Origin of the sequence: Peribacillus sp. NJ4, from assembly GCF_030348345.1 — a bacterium.
Taxonomy (GTDB): Bacteria; Bacillota; Bacilli; order Bacillales; family DSM-1321; genus Peribacillus.
The window spans coordinates 4,643,269-4,660,471 of the sequence record NZ_JAUCFQ010000001.1; the positions used below are offsets into that span (position 1 = coordinate 4,643,269).

A 17,203-nucleotide genomic window follows, 5' to 3' on the forward strand; every position below is an offset into this window, starting at 1 on the left:
AAACACGGGCTCTGTGTGTCCCGTGCAACTTTCTCTGAGGAGGTATTCCCTTAATAAAGCATATTCAGGTGTCCCCTTTTTGAGTTGGACAAAAGCCTTAGCCTTAATAAAAAAGGCTTTGTTTTAATGAATTTGGGTTTAATGCATGTAATTCAGGCAATATGAAAACACCATCCCTTCTGATCAGCACATCGTCAAAGTAGATGTCACCACCGCCATATTCAGGACGCTGGATCAAGACCATATCCCAGTGTATAGATGAACGGTTTCCATTATCCGCTTCTCCATAGGCAAGTCCCAGAGCCAAGTGCAGACTTCCGCTTATTTTCTCATCGAACAATGTATCGTCCATAGGTTCCAATATGTATGGATTGATTCCAATTGCGAACTCCCCGATAAAACGGGACCCTTCATCGATATCCAGAATCCGGTTCATTTTGGCAGGTTGATTGGAAATGGCTTTAATGATTTTCCCCTTTTCAAGGTTTAATTCCATGTCACTAAAGGTGATTCCTTCATAGGTTGTAGGTGCGTTGAAGGATATCCTTCCATTGACGCTCTCTTTTATGGGTGCCGTAAACACTTCCCCATCAGGTAAATTCTTTTTTCCGGCACATATGATGGCCGGCATACCTTTGATGGAAAAAGTCAAATCTGTCCCCGGTGAAACGATCCTGACTTTGTCAGTCCGTTCCATCAATTGCTTTAACGGTTTCAATGCCGCCTCCATTTTCCCGTAATCCATAGTGCATACTTTGAAAAGGAAGTCTTGGTACCTGTCGAAGTTCATGCCGGCTTTTTGCGCTGATGCGTTGGTGGGATAATTAAGTAAGACCCACCGTCGGTTGTTTACATAGAAAAGAGTGGGAGAATTCATAGCTTCCCCTTGAATACGGTGCCTCTCGATGGGAACATCAGTCATTTCCACGTCGTTTTCTTCACTGGTGATGATGATGACCGCATCGATATCCGTATACTTCTTCAAAGCCCATTGCGATGATGTTTCAAGTTGTTCCTTCACATTCCCTTGTAACAGATGTCGGCTAATCTCATCGTCTTCGAGTTCTATATATGGATAAGCACCCACTCTGTATATTTCATCAATCAGCTCTTTCAACAACGGTTTCGTGTTGATATGGCCCCGGATGAGGATTCTCTCTTTTGGCTGTAATTGTATCGAATGATGAATCAGCCTGGCCGCAAGCTTCGTTATTCGTTCATCCTTCATCTGCCTGTCCCTTATTTTTCTAGGTCTCGAAGAGTTTCAAGCGCTTCTTCGACGTGGCCTTTGACTTTTACTTTACGCCATTCCTTGACTATTTTACCTGCCTTATCAATCAGGAAAGTTGAACGTTCAATGCCCATATATTCCTTGCCGAAATTCTTTTTCAATTGCCACACATCAAATGATTCAGCCGCTTCATGGTTTTCGTCAGCTAGCAGCAGAAAAGGCAATCCATGTTTTTCGATGAATTTTTCATGACGTGCCGCCGGATCTGGGCTGATACCAATGATGACAGCGTTCAATTCCTCGAATTGTTCATTGTGGTCCCGGAAATCACAGGCCTCCGTCGTGCATCCTGGCGTCATGTCTTTTGGATAAAAATATAAAACGATGTATTTCCCTTTAAAATCCGATAGGGAAACCATTTCACCATTGTTTGCAGGGAGTTGAAAATCAGGTGCTTTTTCTCCAATTTTAACAGTCATATTGAATCCTCCATTTCCTTCATTATGGTAAGAGTACCCAATAATCGAAAGAAACACAACTTTCATTTATCCTTCCTCTCTTTATGCTCCAGATCGATCACCGTCCGAATCACGAACGCTGCCGGGAGTGTGTACCCGATGAAAGCCTGAATGGTAGCTATCATCCTGCCCATGCCAATTGGGGCTATATCTCCATACCCTACAGAAAACATGGTCATTGCGCTAAAATAAAAAGAAGTCTTCAACTGTTCATAGAACGTGCCATCCAATCGATTGCCCATATCAAGAATCACCGAATGATTCTGAAGCTCGTATAATAAATAAATCAGTGCAAATCCAACTAATATCGTCGCATATAAATTGCCAAGCCACAGCATATCCTCCAGAGAAAACTTCTTTCCTCCCGACTCAACAAGAAATAACGTCCGAATGCTCATCACCATGCAAAAAATGATTCCTGCAATCAAGATGTAGAAAGTCATCCCCTACGCCCCATTTCAAAACGCCACTTCCTTTATACATACTCCCTGTCCTAACAATATATTCTTTTTTAGGAACAGACTTCAGCCTTATCACTCACACACCCTAAAGGCATTTGTCAAAAAAACGGGAACGTTTCCCGATTTTTTTCATGTTGACCCTTTTGGTCGGATATGTTAAGATTGTCTAAATTTTTATAATAGTTTTTATTTTATAAATATTTGGTGCCTGCAATCAGTTTATCAGCGGGTTTAGTGAAATTTCATATGTGGAAATAGGTTCCTAATTTTCATTAGGATTAAAAGGGAAGCCCGGTTTGATTCCGGCACGGTCCCGCCACTGTAATGGGAATGTTAGCGCCATCCAATATGCCACTGGTCCACGGATCGGGAAGGCTCGCTGCTAATGATATTCCCTAAGTCAGGAGACCTGCCTATTTCGACAACACTGTTTTAACCTACGGGAGATAGGGAGGTGTTAGGGACCTTATAATTATAAGGGGCATTCTGCATGTCTCTTTATTTTAAGCATTTCTAACTTTCTCTTATTGACGGTTAGGGGTGCTTTTTTTATTGTTTTTAAACAAATCAAAGGAAAGTAGGAGGATGAGAATTTTGAAAAGCAGTAATTTGGGGTACCCGCGAATCGGGGAAGATCGTGAATGGAAACGTACATTGGAAGCATATTGGTCCGGGAAAATCGATGAACCAAAATTCACGGCACAACTAAAGGCCATCCGTTTAGGCAACTTACAAAAACAAAAAGATCAAGGCATTGATATCATTCCTGTCAACGACTTCACTTTCTATGATCAAATGCTCGATATGTCCGTCATGTTCGGTCTTGTTCCTGAACGTTACTCTGCCTATGGAGGCGGAAGCGTTCCCCTTTCCGTTTATTATTCAATGGCTCGCGGGAACAATGATGAGGTCGCTTCCGAAATGACGAAATGGTTCAATACGAACTATCACTATATCGTCCCTGAATTAAAACTGCCACAGCTGACTTTAACAGAAAATAAACCACTTGTAGCATATCGGGAAGCCAAGGAAAAGCTAGGGATTGAAACGAAGCCCGTGTTAATCGGACCTTATACTTTCATCTCCCTTTCCAAAGGCTTCAAAAAACAAGATATCCCTGGCATAATCCTGAGCCTGCTTCCCCTATATACGCAAATCCTGCAAGAGTTGGAGCACGAAGGCGTGAAGTGGGTTCAAATGGACGAGCCTTCTCTTGTTTCATCCATTTCCAAAGATGATATGCAAACTGTTACTTACCTCTATGAAAAACTGAATGAAGCAGCACCAAACCTGAACATCATGCTGCAAACATACTTTGATGCCGTGGAACACTACCAAGAAGTCATCGAATTACCAGTTCAGGGAATCGGTCTTGATTTTGTACATGATAAAGGAAGGAATCTAAGTAATCTTGAAGCATCCGGCTTCCCGAAGGACAAAGTGCTTGGTGCAGGTGTGATAGATGGAAAAAATATTTGGCTTTCTGATTTATCGAAAAAGATTCAATTGATCGACACTCTAAAGAAAAAAGTAGCCGAAGACCAAATCTGGCTTCAACCCTCTTGTTCCCTGCTTCATGTTCCAGTGACCGTTCGTAATGAAACCGCCGTTTCAAAAGAAGTGAAAAAAACCCTTGCTTTTGCCGATGAGAAACTTGAAGAAATAACACTTTTGGTCAAAGGGAATAATCAGGGCTTTGAAGCAATCGCCGATAAGGTCGATGCTAATAAATTAACGGTTCAGACGTTAGCTAGTTCAAATGCACGGAATCATAAGAGTGTACAATCCAGTGTCGAAAAGGCTAAATCAGAGCATGTTGGACGTCAGCTGCCATTTAAAGAACGTTACCAAAAACAACAGGAATTTTTCAAATTGCCTTTTCTACCTTCAACAACGATCGGTAGTTTTCCCCAGACATTTGAAGTTAAGCAAGCACGCGGGAAATTCAAAAAAGGAGAATGGAGCGCTGCGCAATATGAAACATTCATTAACGAAGAAATCGGCAGGTGGATCGACATTCAAGAAGAAATCGGCTTGGACGTTCTCGTACACGGGGAATTCGAACGGACGGATATGGTTGAATACTTCGGTCATAAGTTAGGCGGATTTGTCTTTCTAGAAAAGGGCTGGGTACAATCCTATGGGTCTCGCTGCGTAAAACCACCAGTCATTTATGGTGACATCCATTTCATCGAACCGATGACAGTCAGGGAAAGTGTATACGCACAATCACTGACGAAGAAGACCGTAAAGGGAATGCTTACAGGTCCTGTCACGATTTTGAACTGGTCATTTGTCCGTGATGATATTTCCAGGGAGAATGTTTGCTACCAGCTGGCACTTGCTTTGGAAAAAGAAGTCATTGCATTGGAATCGGCTGGAATCAAAATGATCCAAGTTGATGAACCTGCACTTAGGGAAGGTCTACCATTGAAAAAAAGCGATCGCGATGAGTATTTGAACTGGGCTGTGAATTCGTTCTTGATATCCACATCAAGCGTGGAGGATACAACGCAAATTCACACGCATATGTGCTATTGCGACTTCAACAGTTTCATGGATGTCATTTCTTCCTTGGATGCCGATGTAATTTCCATCGAAACATCCCGTAGCCACGGAGAGCTTGCTTCCGCATTCGAGGAAAAAACGTATGAAAAAGGTATTGGCCTGGGTGTGTATGATATTCACAGTCCCCGAGTTCCAGCAGTGGAAGAAATGGTCGATATGATTGAACGGGGCATCAAAGTATTGGATAAAGACCAGTTTTGGATCAATCCCGACTGCGGCCTGAAAACAAGGGGTATCCCGGAAACCGTCGCTTCCCTGAAAAACATGGTCGAAGCAGCAATAATCGTCCGTAAAAATCTTTTAGCCCAAACAACAGGCAAATGATTGAAAAGGAAAGCGGCTTATCAAATGCCCATCCACCACAGCAGTCACGGACTTTCCTAACCGACCTTGTTTTTCCACCGGATACGAATCATCATTATACCATCTTTGGCGGGAAAGTAATGGCTTATGTTGATAAAATAGCCTGTATTTCAGCTATGCGCCATTGCCGAAAACCCGTTGTGACTGCTTCAAGCGACTCTTTTTGATTTTTTGGCCCCCATCAAGACAGGGGACGCAATTAACCTTGAAGCTTATGTCACTTGTGCCCATCGCACATCAATGGAGGTATTCGTGAAAGTGGAGAGTGAGAACTTATTAACAGGTGAAAAGCAGCTTACGGCACGCGCTTTTTTAACGATGCTGGCCATTGACGAAAACGGTAAGCCGACAATCGTACCTCAGGTCATTCCGGAAACGGAAGAGGAAAAGCAGCAATATGTTCAAGCACAAGCAAGATATATTGAAAGAAAAAATAAACGCAAATAAACAAAAAACCCTTCAACATGAATACTGTTGAAGGGGTTTTTTTAGTTTCCTGCCCCACGGTACCTCTTCACTCCTTGATTCCATATGAAAACGGATATCATGAAAAAGGCAACCCCGATTACAGGTGTGGCAAATGCATATGCATACCACTCTTCTTTTCTAAGGAAATAAGATGCCGGATAAACACCAACAAACGCGAATGGCAGCACCCATGTAAGGATAAAACGAATGACCTTATTATATATATCAACAGGATAGCGACCGTAGTTCCCGATATTGTACATCATTGGCATGATGGATGTTTTCGCATCCGACCAGAACCCAATGCTTGCTATTGCTACGAATATGGCTGCATAAGCAAGGGCCCCTCCTATTGCAAAAATGATGAAAAGAATCGGGTCATACCACGCAAGCTCCAGATCCAATGAAGCCCCCGAATAGAATATAATGATCAAACCGGTCACAACGCCAAACAACGATTCTAGCTCGATTCTTTCTAAGATGACTTGAAAGAGGCTATGTATCGGTCTTGTTAATATCCGATCCATTTCACCTTTGACGATATAGCGATCATTAAAATCCCAGATGTTGAAAAAGGCTGAAAAAAGGGCGAATGGGATAAGGAAGAATCCATAAATGAATATGATTTCTTCACGGCTCCACCCGCTTAAAAATTGGGTATGTCCAAAAACGACTAAGATAAATACCAGATTCACGACCTGATTCAGCAGGTCAGATAGGATTTCCATGAAGAAATCGGCTCTATACTGCAATCTTGTTTTCATATACTGACTCACATATTGAAAAAACATCGATACATAAAACATCCCGTCAACCTCCTTGAATAATCAGCTGTTTTTTTGCGACTATCCATAAAAGCTGAATCGGTATTATAAGAATGATGCACCAAATTAACTGCTGTAAAAGCGCCATGCCAATTTCGCCTGAACTGTACCCGTTCGTAAAAATCATGCTTGGTACATAGCTGATCCCTTGAAAGGGCAAATATTTCATCACTTCCTGTGCCCATATCGGATAGAAACTGATGGGCAGCAGCAGACCGGAAAATAAATCAATGATAACCCTTTTAGCCCGGATCAATCCGGCATTATTATATAAGAAAAAGGTAGTGATTCCCGTCAATAAGTTAATTTGTGTATTGATGATGAAGCTGAACAGCAAGGAAATGCCGAATATCCCCCACGTAGCCGGCTCGTGTGGCAATTCAATAGGAAAAATGAAAGCTACCAGCAGCATTCCCGGAATCGAGAAGAAGAAGAAACGGAATATCCCCTCCCCAAGTCCTTGCATCGTTTTCATGCCTAAATAGTTATAAGGACGGATCATTTCAATGGCGACCTTGCCGTCCTTAATTTCAGTGGCGATTTCGCGGTCGATATTATTGAAATAAAAAGCACGCGCCATCCATGCAACAGCGACGTAGGTTGTCATCTGCATACTTGAAAGTCCTTCGATGGAGCTTTTTTCTCCATATATCGCATTCCATAAGAAATAATAAGCACCGATATTAATGCTATAAATTAAAATGCCGGTATAATAATCCGTTCGATACGCAAGCATCATCAAAAAACGCATGCGGATCATTGCAATATACTTCCCCATTGCCCTCCCCCTTCTTGATAGACACGTTGTTTCTTAATGATAAGAGAGTCAGACAGTGCCTTCTTCATAAATATTGCGAACAATCTCTTCAATGGACGTTTCATGGATTTTGATGTCCTTTATTTTAAAATGTGACACGACAGCTGAAACAAGCTGTGAAATATGATCACTTTCTTCTTTCAACAAGGCAATGTAAGTTTGATTTTTCTCATCATAAACCCAGTTAGCAGTAAATGGGAGCGGTAAGGATTGCAATTCCTTCAATTCAATTGGCTCGATGAATTGAAAATGGATCTGTTTTTCCTCAGCCCAGTTATCTTTCAAACTCTGCAATTCCCCATCATATATGATTTGACCTTCATCAAGCATGATTACGCGCTCACACAATGCCTCAATGTCACCTAAATCATGGGTAGTCAAAAGGATTGTCGTATTATATTTCTCATTGATTTCTTTCAGGAACTCGCGAATTTTCATCTTCACGAGTACGTCAAGGCCTATTGTCGGCTCATCAAGGAACAGCAAAGGCGGATTGTGGATCAGTGCTGCCGCAAGCTCGCAGCGCATTCGCTGACCAAGTGAGAGTTTACGCACTGGTTTGTCCAGCAAAGGACCGATATCGAGCGTCCTGATGACATGTTCCATATGATCGTTATAATGTTCATCCGTTACTTTATAGACCTTTTTTAGCAGCCTAAAGGATTCCTGAACCGCAATATCCCACCAAAGCTGTGAGCGCTGACCAAATACGACTCCGATTGTTTGAGTGAACTTTTCCCTTTCCTTATGTGGATTCATGCCATTGACCGTGATTTCACCCGCTGTCGGTTCCAAGATACCTGTCAGCATTTTGATCGTGGTCGATTTTCCTGCACCATTTTCCCCAATATAAGCTACCATCTCACCCTTTTTTACAGTAAAATTGATATCATTGACGGCAGGGACGATTTTATAATTTCTTGTAAGTAAATCCCGGAAGGCACCCTTTAAGCCTGAACGGCTTGATGCCGACTTAAATTCCTTCCGAAGCTGTTTCACTTGAATTGCATCACTCATCCTGTTAAATCCTCCGTAATCTCTTGTCCTAATGAATTAGTTTATCCAACCTAACCCTTTTAGACAATAAAAATGCTTGGATGCCATCTACCATTTTCAGGGCGAATCCGACCGTTGTACCAGATACATATATAAAGGAGACGAGCATGCCATGAATATTAAAGAATTTTTACTATCCCAAATCGAAAAGGTCGTAATCGACCTTCGATACGACTTCCTTTATGAAGATGAATACGGAGAATTATTATGCCAGGTCATCCAAAGGGATTCCAGCGGATCGATTGAAAGCACCCCCATAAGTTTCCACATTCGCATTAATGAAGAAAAAGGAACCGGCCAACTTATCTATTACCAAGCCCAGGGCGAAATGAACCGCCAATCCTTCGACATCGAAAACCCTGCCACCATCTTGGACATTTTATCTTTCATAACCGGAGTTTTGGGGCCCGACCCCATTTCCCAAACAAAATGAAGGCCCAGGAATGCTGCTGCTCTAAGGCTGCTTCATTCCAACAGAGGCCGGATCACATTTCCTAGCCTTCCACCACAGATTTACGGACGGAAAAGTGCTATGATTAAGGTGAAATATGTTTATATTTTTAGGAGGTTTTAAGATTGGATTTTAGTAATTCGGAGCTTTTACATAAAGAGGCATTAGAACATATCGTTGGTGGGGTTAACAGCCCATCCCGTTCTTACAAAGCGGTAGGCGGCGGTTCACCAGTTGCAATGGATCATGCCAAAGGGGCTTATTTCTGGGATGTTGATGGCAATAAATATATCGATTATTTAGCTGCATATGGCCCGATCATAACAGGGCATGCCCATCCACATATTACGGAGGCAATCGTTAAAGCGGCAGAAACCGGCGTTTTATACGGCACACCAACAAAACATGAAGTCAAATTTGCCAAAATGTTGAAAGATGCCATACCATCCATGGATAAAGTCCGCTTCACCAATTCAGGCACTGAGTCTGTCATGTCCACCATCCGTGTGGCCCGCGCTTACACCGGACGCGATAAGATCATCAAGTTTGCCGGCTGTTACCATGGTCACTCCGACCTTGTTCTCGTAGCTGCTGGTTCAGGCCCGTCCACCCTAGGCACACCGGACTCAGCCGGCGTGCCCAAAAGTATCGCACAAGAAGTCATCACGGTGCCTTTCAATGATATCGAGCCATTTAAAGAAGCACTGAATAAATGGGGCAATGAAATTGCAGGCGTACTTGTTGAACCGATCGTCGGTAACTTTGGAATCGTGGAACCAAGCCCAGGCTTCTTGGAAGAAGTCATTTCATTATCTCACGAAGCCGGATCACTCGTCATTTTCGACGAAGTCATCACAGCTTTCCGCTTCATGTATGGAGGGGCACAGGACTTCTTGGGCATTCAGCCCGATTTGACGGCTCTTGGAAAAATCATCGGGGGCGGACTTCCGATTGGTGCCTATGGCGGCAAAAAAGAGATCATGGAAACTGTCGCACCGTTAGGACCAGCCTATCAAGCAGGTACGATGGCAGGAAATCCGGCTTCCATGCTTTCCGGGATAGCTTGCTTAGAAGTACTTAAAGAAGAGGGTCTGTACGACGAGCTTGACCGGCTGGGAAAAATTCTTGAAGAAGGTATCCTGAAAGCCGCTCGCCAATATAATGTCCCAATCACCATCAACCGCCTAAAAGGGGCATTGACGATCTATTTCACGACAGAAAAAATTGAAAACTATGAGCAGGCGGAAAATACTGATGGCGAAATGTTCGCTAAGTTCTTCAAACTCATGCTCAACCAAGGCATCAATTTGGCACCTTCTAAATATGAAGCATGGTTCTTGACAATAGCTCACACGGACGATGATATCGCTTATACTCTAAAAGCGGTTGAACATGCATTCAAAAACCTAATTTAATAAAACGAAACAGCATAATTATGCATTTTTTATACACCCCCAAGATGTACATCAATCTTGGGGGTTTCTTATTTCCGTGTAATAAATCTTTTAAATTAGCCTTTGGAGCCATTCTCTACAAAAATCCCATCAACCACAGCATCCAATCCATTGTATAAAAAATTGATTTCTGAATATTTAAATGATATGATATGGATACATTTATATACATTTATACACTTTCTTTCAATCTATAAAAAAACTTGGACGATTGTTCGGGTTTACTAATATTTCCCCCATTAAACAAATGCTACAGGAGGTGAAAGGCTAAGAATAAGGGCAGCCTTATTCAAGCCACACATATGACCCAACAATGGACACCTGCTACATTCAAAGAATTTTACAAGGAAGAACATGATGCCTGCGGAATCGTTTCCCGCATCGAAAAAAAGAAGATCCCTACTAACGAAAACATCTTTGCCTGTATCGACGCCCTGGTTAAAATGAACCATCGCTGCGGCTTCATCAATGGCGAGGGTGATGGCGCCGGCATCCATATCGATATTCCCCGGGCTCTTTGGAAAAAGAAGCTGGAAGCGGTAAATATCGATCCAAGCATCGTCGATGAAGATTCCTTCATAGTCGGCCACTTATTTTTAAGCAAAAAAACAGATGCGAACGACTTAAAAATCGAAGTAAAGGAGAAACTGCTTCAATATGGTCTCTCTTTGATATATGAAACAGATAAAGCATACCGTTCTGAGGCATTGGGACCGATTGCCATTCAAGAAGACCCAATGTTCTGGCAATTCGCCTGTTCCTCCACCATCAAAAACAACCAGGAGCTTTCAAATCTTCTTTTTGAGCTGACTTCCGACATCGAAAAAAGTGATTTCATCCATGTTGCATCCTTAAGCCAGCATCATGCTGTCTACAAAGTGATGGGTGCGGGGGATACCCTCCCTGCCTATTATCTTGATCTTGCAGACCCTTTAGCTGCCTCCACCATGACACTGGGACATAACCGTTTCTCCACTAATACTCTATCAAGCTTCTTCCGGGTCCAGCCTTTCAGTGTACTTGGTCATAATGGCGAAATCAATACCATTGCCAAATTGCGTGATGAAGCGAAAATGATCGGTGTTCCCATCGCTAAAGACGGAAGTGATTCACAGGATTTAAACAAGACGATCGAAACTTTCATCTGCCGCCATGGCTACTCTTTATTTGAAGCTGTCGACCTTATGTTCCCGCCAATCATTAATGAAATCAAGGAATATCCAGAGCACTTACAAGACTTATATACGTATTTACGGGAGGCATGGGGTCACTTTGCACAAGGTCCAGCAGGAATCATCTCACGTTTCGGCGATGAGGCCGTGTTCTCTGTCGACTCTTTAGGCCTGCGCCCGCTATGGAATATTGAAACAGAATCATCCTATATGTTCACTTCCGAACCAGGAATCATCCCTTCAAGTGAATATACCGGAGATCCTAAACCGATGGGACCTGGGGAAAAAGTGGGTTTGAAATGGAATGGTGACCGTATTGAGTTGTACACCTACAAGGATTACCAGGATAAAGTATTTGAACTCTTCAATAATCGTTTCGTTCTTTCCAATGACCGAGTCCGCTTGCAGCCCCAAGTTTTTGAAAAGGTTGTCTCCATGACAAACGCGCAAGCCATTCATAATGGTCAGTATAAAGCTTTCGGGTGGGAAAGGGAGCATGTTCAATTAGTGGAACAGATGGCCGAAAAAGGCGCTGAGCCCATTCGTTCACTTGGTCATGATGCGCCTCTGGCGGCACTTAATCCCCAACGGACCAACATTGCGGATTTCATTAAGGAAAGTGTGGCTGTCGTAACCAACCCAGCGATAGACCGGGATCGGGAAACCGAGCACTTCTCAACAAGGACCATCATCGGAAAACGGCCTTCCCTATTCGAAGCGAATAAGGCTGGAAAGGTTATGGAGCTGCTAACTCCTTTATTGATTGAAGGATTGACGGGTTATGAGTGTTCATCCATCGTATCGCAGCCAAGCTATGATCAGTTCATTAAATATAACCAAGATCAAAAACTCGTGCATTTCATTTCAAGCACGTTCAAAGAGGATGAAAGCATCACGGATGCTTTAACCAGGATTACGGATGAAAGTGTCAATGCAGTGGATAAAGGAAAAACGCTGCTCGTTCTGGATGATGCCCTTGCCCATCAAAACGGCAACCTTTGGCTTGATCCCCACCTTGTCACTTCAGCCGTCGATCAAGCATTGGTCCGCACAGGCAAGCGCCGGGATTGTTCCATCCTTTTACGTTCCGCATCGCTAAGGTCACTGCATGATATCATCGTTTCTTATGGTCTTGGAGCCAACTTAATCAGCCCCTATTATATGTTCCTATCCTTATCTTCAGATGACCTTAAGGGGGTTACCAATCTATATAACTCCTTGACGAAAGGACTTGAGAAAGTTATCTCCACCATCGGCATTCATGAGCTGCGGGGATATGGAAGACTTTTCTCTAGCATCGGTTTACATGAGGAAATCGCAAAATATTTAAATGTGGCTAACTTCTTCGGTTCCAATGATCTGGATTACAATTTTGATAAAATCAAGGCTGACGCCATCCAGCGTGCGGAAGATTACGGCAATGAAAAAGAACGGATGGGAAAGACCTTCCATTTATTCCCTAGGGTTTGGAAGTCGATCGGGGAAGTTGCTTCAACCGGTGACTATGACGCTTATCGCGAAAAGATCACCGAACAGGAAGAATCCAATCCTACGACGATCCGACACTTGACATCATTAAAAGCTTCAGATGCTTCAATCCCTTCTGAAGAAGTCAGTCTTTCGGTCGGCGAACAGGAATTGCCGTTCGTCATAGCCTCCATGTCCTTTGGATCACAAAATGAAATTGCTTTCCGGGCTTATGCAGAAGCTGCCGAGCGGTTAGGCATGATCAGCATGAATGGTGAAGGCGGGGAAATCAAGGATATGCTGGGCAAGTACCCGAAATCCCGCGGACAGCAAATCGCTTCCGGCCGTTTCGGTGTCAACGCAGAACTCTTGAACTCTTCAAATCTATTGGAAATTAAAATTGGGCAAGGGGCAAAACCTGGTGAAGGCGGACACCTTCCCGGTTCCAAGGTCACAGCGAAAATCGCAGAAGCCCGGAATGCAACAATCGGTTCCGACTTGATCTCCCCTTCCAATAACCATGATATATACTCAATTGAAGATTTGGCCCAAATGATCCATGAACTAAAAACGGCAAACGATAAAGCAAAAGTTGCCGTCAAGGTTCCGGTCGTTCCAAACATTGGTACGATTGCGGTCGGCGTCGCCAAAGCAGGGGCCGATATCATTACGCTTTCCGGTTTTGATGGCGGAACAGGTGCTGCCAGGATCCATGCACTCGCACATGTCGGTCTGCCAGTCGAGATTGGTGTGAAAGCGGCCCATAATGCTTTACTTGAGTCAGGTATTCGTCAGAATGTTGAAATATGGGCTGACGGTGGGTTAAAAAGCTCGATGGATGTATTGAAATTAATGCTGCTCGGGGCAAACCGTGTAGGTTTTGGGACACTTTCGATGATTGCCGTCGGCTGTACAACGTGCCGCGGTTGTCACCTTGATACCTGCCATGTGGGCATCGCCACTCAAATCGAATCGGAAGCACAAGCGAAAGAACATGGGCTACGCCGTTTTGTTCCGCGAAAATTTGATTTAGCCGTTCAAGGATTAACGAATATGTTCAGTGCATTTGCCAAAGAACTCAAAGCCCTGACCGGATCACTCGGGGTGAAGAATCTTCAGGATATCGTTGGACGTTCTGATTTGCTTCAGCAAAGTAAAGGTCAACAATCAATGGATTTAACCTATTTATTGAAAAATTTGGATATAACACCGTTCTCTCATAAAGAAACGGCGGCATATTTGAATGAAGGCTCCATGCAGGTTGCCGTTGGCGCTGAATATCTGGATTCACATGTAGATGATCTGCAGCAATCCCGCAACTATAGCTCGATCACTTCCGAGCAGCGTGTACTTGGCAGCAGGGTGTCCTGTCATCGCGTTAGGGGCAGATTGGATGGTTCATACAAAAAACTTCCTCCCGTTCACCTATCCTATCAGGATGGTTCCATCCCGGGTAATGGACTTGGGGCATACAATACGGAGGGAATTACGATCAGTGTGAATGGCGGCGCCCAGGATGGGATTGGCAAAACATCGATTGGCGGTAATATTGCCATCTTTAAATCTCCCGGAAAAGACGGAAAGTTCTACAATGGCTCTGTCGGTAAGGGCTTTGGATATGGTGCACAGCATGGTCTCCTCATTGCCCAAGGTGATGCCGATGCCAGAGCGGGAATCCGGCTTTCCGGAGCAGATATGATCATTGGAGGATTATTGAAACAACCACTTCCTGAAAAGGAAACCGGTAATATTGCGGTTACTTCCAATATTAAGGGATTCGCTTTTGAATACATGACAAATGGAAGAGGTTTGGTTCTGGGGGATCCGGGTCCATGGATTTGCGCAGGGATGACAGGCGGTGTCGTTTATTTACGGCAACAGCCTGAATTTGGATTAACCAAAGATGTCATTAAGAAACGGGTTGCAAAAGGGGCAAAGATTTCCATTGAGCCCCTATCTGCAAAAGGCCTGCAGGACGTGGCCGAACTTCTTGGCAAGTACACGGCACTCTTGAAGGATCATGACCAAACGGAAGAAGCAGCCTCCTTGGAGGCTCTGCTTCAAAATCCTGGAGAGCACTTCCTTCAGGTCGTTCCTGTTAAAGAACAAGCGGATCCTGCTGTATCCACAGAGTGATGCCGAAAACAAAATTAAGAATCGTTCATTAAAAAAGCTGATGCTCTTCAATTCGAGCATCAGCCTTTTCCAGTCATTTACCTTTGGGGTAGTCTTTAAACGAAGGAAAAACACACTTGAAAGCAATCAAGAAATTGCCTATATTTTCTTTATATATTAAACTTGATTTTACCTATTGTAACTTTAAGGAAAATCCTGTATATTACTTTTTGTTTACATCCACTCATTTTAGTGTAAAGTACTAACAAATAAGTTAGAATACAACTTTAAGCAAAAGCCTATATATAAATAGAGCCTTTTTCTTACCATGATCCATTACATCACAAAGAAAGGATTAACCTATATATGAAGTTTGGTGCCCGCATTCTCAAAACAGGAATAGCAATTGTTTTAGCGCTTTATCTATCGGAACTGCTTAACCTTCCTGCTCCTGTCCTTTCTGGGATTGCTGCAATTTTTGCAATACAGCCGACCATTTACCGTTCGTATCAAACGGTGTTGGAGCAAATTCAAGGAAATATCATTGGCGCGTTGGTTGCTGTCTCCTTCGTTTTGTTGTTCGGAAATGATATTTTTATAATCGGTCTTGCCGTAATGGTTGTCATAACCATCAACTTAAAATTGAAAATGGATAAAACGATCGTCCTTTCCATCGTGACGGTCATTGCCATCATGGAAAACCAGGAAGGGGAATTCCTTAATTTTGCCTTTATACGTCTCTCATCCGTTTTGCTTGGAATCGTTTCTTCTTTTATCGTGAATCTGGTTTTCATTCCTCCAAAATATGAAGCAAAACTTTATACACGCATTACAGATGTGACGGAAGACATCTTAAAATGGATCAGAATCAGCACAAGACATGCTACAGAACACACTTTATTGAAGAAAGACATCAGCCGATTAAAGGCGGAGTTACTCGATCTCGAACATATCTATTCCATGTACAAAGAGGAACGGGAATATTTCAAGAAGAACAGTGTAGCTAAAGCAAGAAAGCTTGTGGTTTATCGGCAGATGATCATTACAACAAAAAAAGCGTTTGAAACCTTGAAGAGAATCCATAAATTCGAGAATGAATTATATCAAATGCCTGAAGATTTCCAACGGAGTATCTTACAACAGCTTGATTCCTTGATTCGCAAGCATGAACAGTTGATATTACTGCATATCGAAAAAATCAAGTCGATTGGGGAGATTGAAGATTGGGACCAGGATTGTTTAAGTCGTAAAGAGCTGCTCGCCCACTTTTTCGAACAGCAGAATCAAGTGGACGAAATGCATGATAATCTAGGCCATCTCTCTGCCCGTCTTGTACCATTGATTTCTGCAGTCATAGAATATGACGAACAATTGGAACATCTTGAAAAGCTGATCGTCAGCTTCCAGTCCTTCCATAAGGAAGATAACGAAATATCTGTCCAGTATGAAGAAGATTAAAAAGACGGTTCCCCGGGAACCGTCTTTTTTCGTCTCTATTTAGAGCATGCTCCTCATTCAATCATCCAAAAGGTTCTTATCAGCAGCCTTTTCAATCGTATCCAATTTCTTCAAAAGATCCTGCAGCTCATCTTCTGAGAATGAGTTGAAGTTCTTGCCCATCAATTGGTTATGCTCCGCAAGGACTCTCCCCAAAATGGCTTCCCCTGCCTCTTTCAATTCAAGATTGATGACCCTGCGATCCTTTTCAGAGGGCTGCCGTTTCACATAATCCATTTCGACCAGCTTATCTACAAATACGGTAATCGCACTTGGCTTTACGGTTAAGAAGTCAGCCAGCTGGGTCGATTTGATCGACCCCTCTTTTTTCAATATCAATAATATGAAAAATTGAGGCGACGTTAATCCATAAGGCTGAAGATTTTTTGCTACGATGGCCCTAAGCTTCTTCCTAATCCGAAAAATCTGCATTTCTATACTATTAGTTACTTCCCATTTAAAATCCAGCCTTCTCACTCCTTATATAGGACAATCCTACCTCTTAAATTTAATTAAATGACATACCATTGTCAAATTTACTTTCCATATATCCTTAAAACTAAAAAAAATTCAAATTTTCCCCATTTAACTGTATTTATTTCCTACTTCCATTCCGAATAAATTACATGACAAAAAATAATTAAACTGGTAAACTCTTTACTTAATAATATTAATACTTATAAAAATTAATATTTATTAAAATTAATAAATAAACATTGGATATGGGAGGCGTTGTCAAAA

General features: G+C 42.7%; 12 protein-coding genes, 1 pseudogene and 1 riboswitch. Of the genes and pseudogenes, 6 read left to right on the forward strand and 7 right to left on the reverse strand.

The window, feature by feature from the left end; all coding sequences use genetic code 11:
• Positions 1–103: 103 nt before the first annotated feature.
• From QUF94_RS23190 to QUF94_RS23200, 3 genes are all read right to left on the reverse strand, one after another.
• Positions 104–1,228: an aminopeptidase gene (locus QUF94_RS23190; RefSeq protein ID WP_289317904.1), complete on the reverse strand. Its 1,125-nt coding sequence runs from the start codon at positions 1,226–1,228 to the stop codon at positions 104–106.
• Between the two features lie 11 nt (positions 1,229–1,239).
• The gene (gene bcp, locus QUF94_RS23195; protein ID WP_289318482.1) at positions 1,240–1,710 is read right to left on the reverse strand and encodes a thioredoxin-dependent thiol peroxidase; all 471 of its coding nucleotides are present in this window, start codon (positions 1,708–1,710) and stop codon (positions 1,240–1,242) included.
• Positions 1,711–1,772: 62 nt separating this feature from the next.
• A complete protein-coding gene (locus tag QUF94_RS23200) occupies positions 1,773–2,192 on the reverse strand; it encodes a potassium channel family protein (RefSeq protein WP_289317905.1) in 420 nt (139 codons plus the stop codon).
• Between the two features lie 257 nt (positions 2,193–2,449).
• Positions 2,450–2,641: riboswitch (cobalamin riboswitch) on the forward strand.
• Positions 2,642–2,795: 154 nt separating this feature from the next.
• On the opposite strand from QUF94_RS23200, the gene metE reads away from it, so the two are divergent.
• Both metE and QUF94_RS23210 read left to right on the forward strand, forming a co-directional pair.
• Positions 2,796–5,102 carry a 5-methyltetrahydropteroyltriglutamate--homocysteine S-methyltransferase gene (metE, locus tag QUF94_RS23205; RefSeq protein WP_289317906.1) on the forward strand — a complete coding sequence of 769 codons (2,307 nt, stop codon included), beginning with the start codon at positions 2,796–2,798 and terminating at the stop codon, positions 5,100–5,102.
• Positions 5,099–5,588 (forward strand): annotated as a pseudogene (locus QUF94_RS23210) (acyl-CoA thioesterase). The gene metE and the pseudogene QUF94_RS23210 overlap by 4 nt, the downstream one beginning before the upstream one ends.
• Before the next feature lie 41 nt (positions 5,589–5,629).
• Here the strand turns inward: QUF94_RS23210 and QUF94_RS23215 are convergent.
• From QUF94_RS23215 to QUF94_RS23225, 3 genes are read right to left on the reverse strand one after another with little or no spacing between them, the layout of a single operon-like run.
• Positions 5,630–6,415 (reverse strand): ABC transporter permease, encoded by a 786-nt coding sequence (locus QUF94_RS23215; RefSeq protein WP_289317907.1) that lies wholly within the window; start codon positions 6,413–6,415, stop codon positions 5,630–5,632.
• Between the two features lie 4 nt (positions 6,416–6,419).
• Entirely contained in the window at positions 6,420–7,211 is a 792-nt protein-coding gene (locus QUF94_RS23220; RefSeq protein WP_289317908.1) for an ABC transporter permease, read from the reverse strand.
• Positions 7,212–7,259: 48 nt separating this feature from the next.
• Positions 7,260–8,267, reverse strand: a complete 1,008-nt coding sequence (locus tag QUF94_RS23225) for an ABC transporter ATP-binding protein (protein ID WP_289317909.1) — start codon at positions 8,265–8,267, stop codon at positions 7,260–7,262.
• A 151-nt stretch (positions 8,268–8,418) separates the two neighbouring features.
• Between QUF94_RS23225 and QUF94_RS23230 the strand changes: the two genes are divergently transcribed.
• The 4 genes from QUF94_RS23230 (at position 8,419) to QUF94_RS23245 (ending at position 16,423) form a co-directional block, all read left to right on the forward strand.
• Positions 8,419–8,739 (forward strand): hypothetical protein, encoded by a 321-nt coding sequence (locus tag QUF94_RS23230; RefSeq protein WP_289317910.1) that lies wholly within the window; start codon positions 8,419–8,421, stop codon positions 8,737–8,739.
• A gap of 143 nt (positions 8,740–8,882) precedes the next feature.
• On the forward strand, positions 8,883–10,172 hold the full coding sequence (locus QUF94_RS23235) for a glutamate-1-semialdehyde 2,1-aminomutase (protein ID WP_289317911.1): 1,290 nt from the start codon (positions 8,883–8,885) through the stop codon (positions 10,170–10,172).
• Between the two features lie 341 nt (positions 10,173–10,513).
• Complete coding sequence (locus QUF94_RS23240; RefSeq protein ID WP_289317912.1) at positions 10,514–14,986, forward strand: glutamate synthase-related protein; 4,473 nt, start codon at positions 10,514–10,516, stop codon at positions 14,984–14,986.
• 345 nt (positions 14,987–15,331) lie between these two features.
• Positions 15,332–16,423 (forward strand): FUSC family protein, encoded by a 1,092-nt coding sequence (locus QUF94_RS23245; RefSeq protein WP_289317913.1) that lies wholly within the window; start codon positions 15,332–15,334, stop codon positions 16,421–16,423.
• Positions 16,424–16,480: 57 nt separating this feature from the next.
• Here the strand turns inward: QUF94_RS23245 and QUF94_RS23250 are convergent, their stop codons facing one another.
• A complete protein-coding gene (locus QUF94_RS23250) occupies positions 16,481–16,894 on the reverse strand; it encodes a MarR family winged helix-turn-helix transcriptional regulator (RefSeq protein WP_289317914.1) in 414 nt (137 codons plus the stop codon).
• Positions 16,895–17,203: the final 309 nt, after the last annotated feature.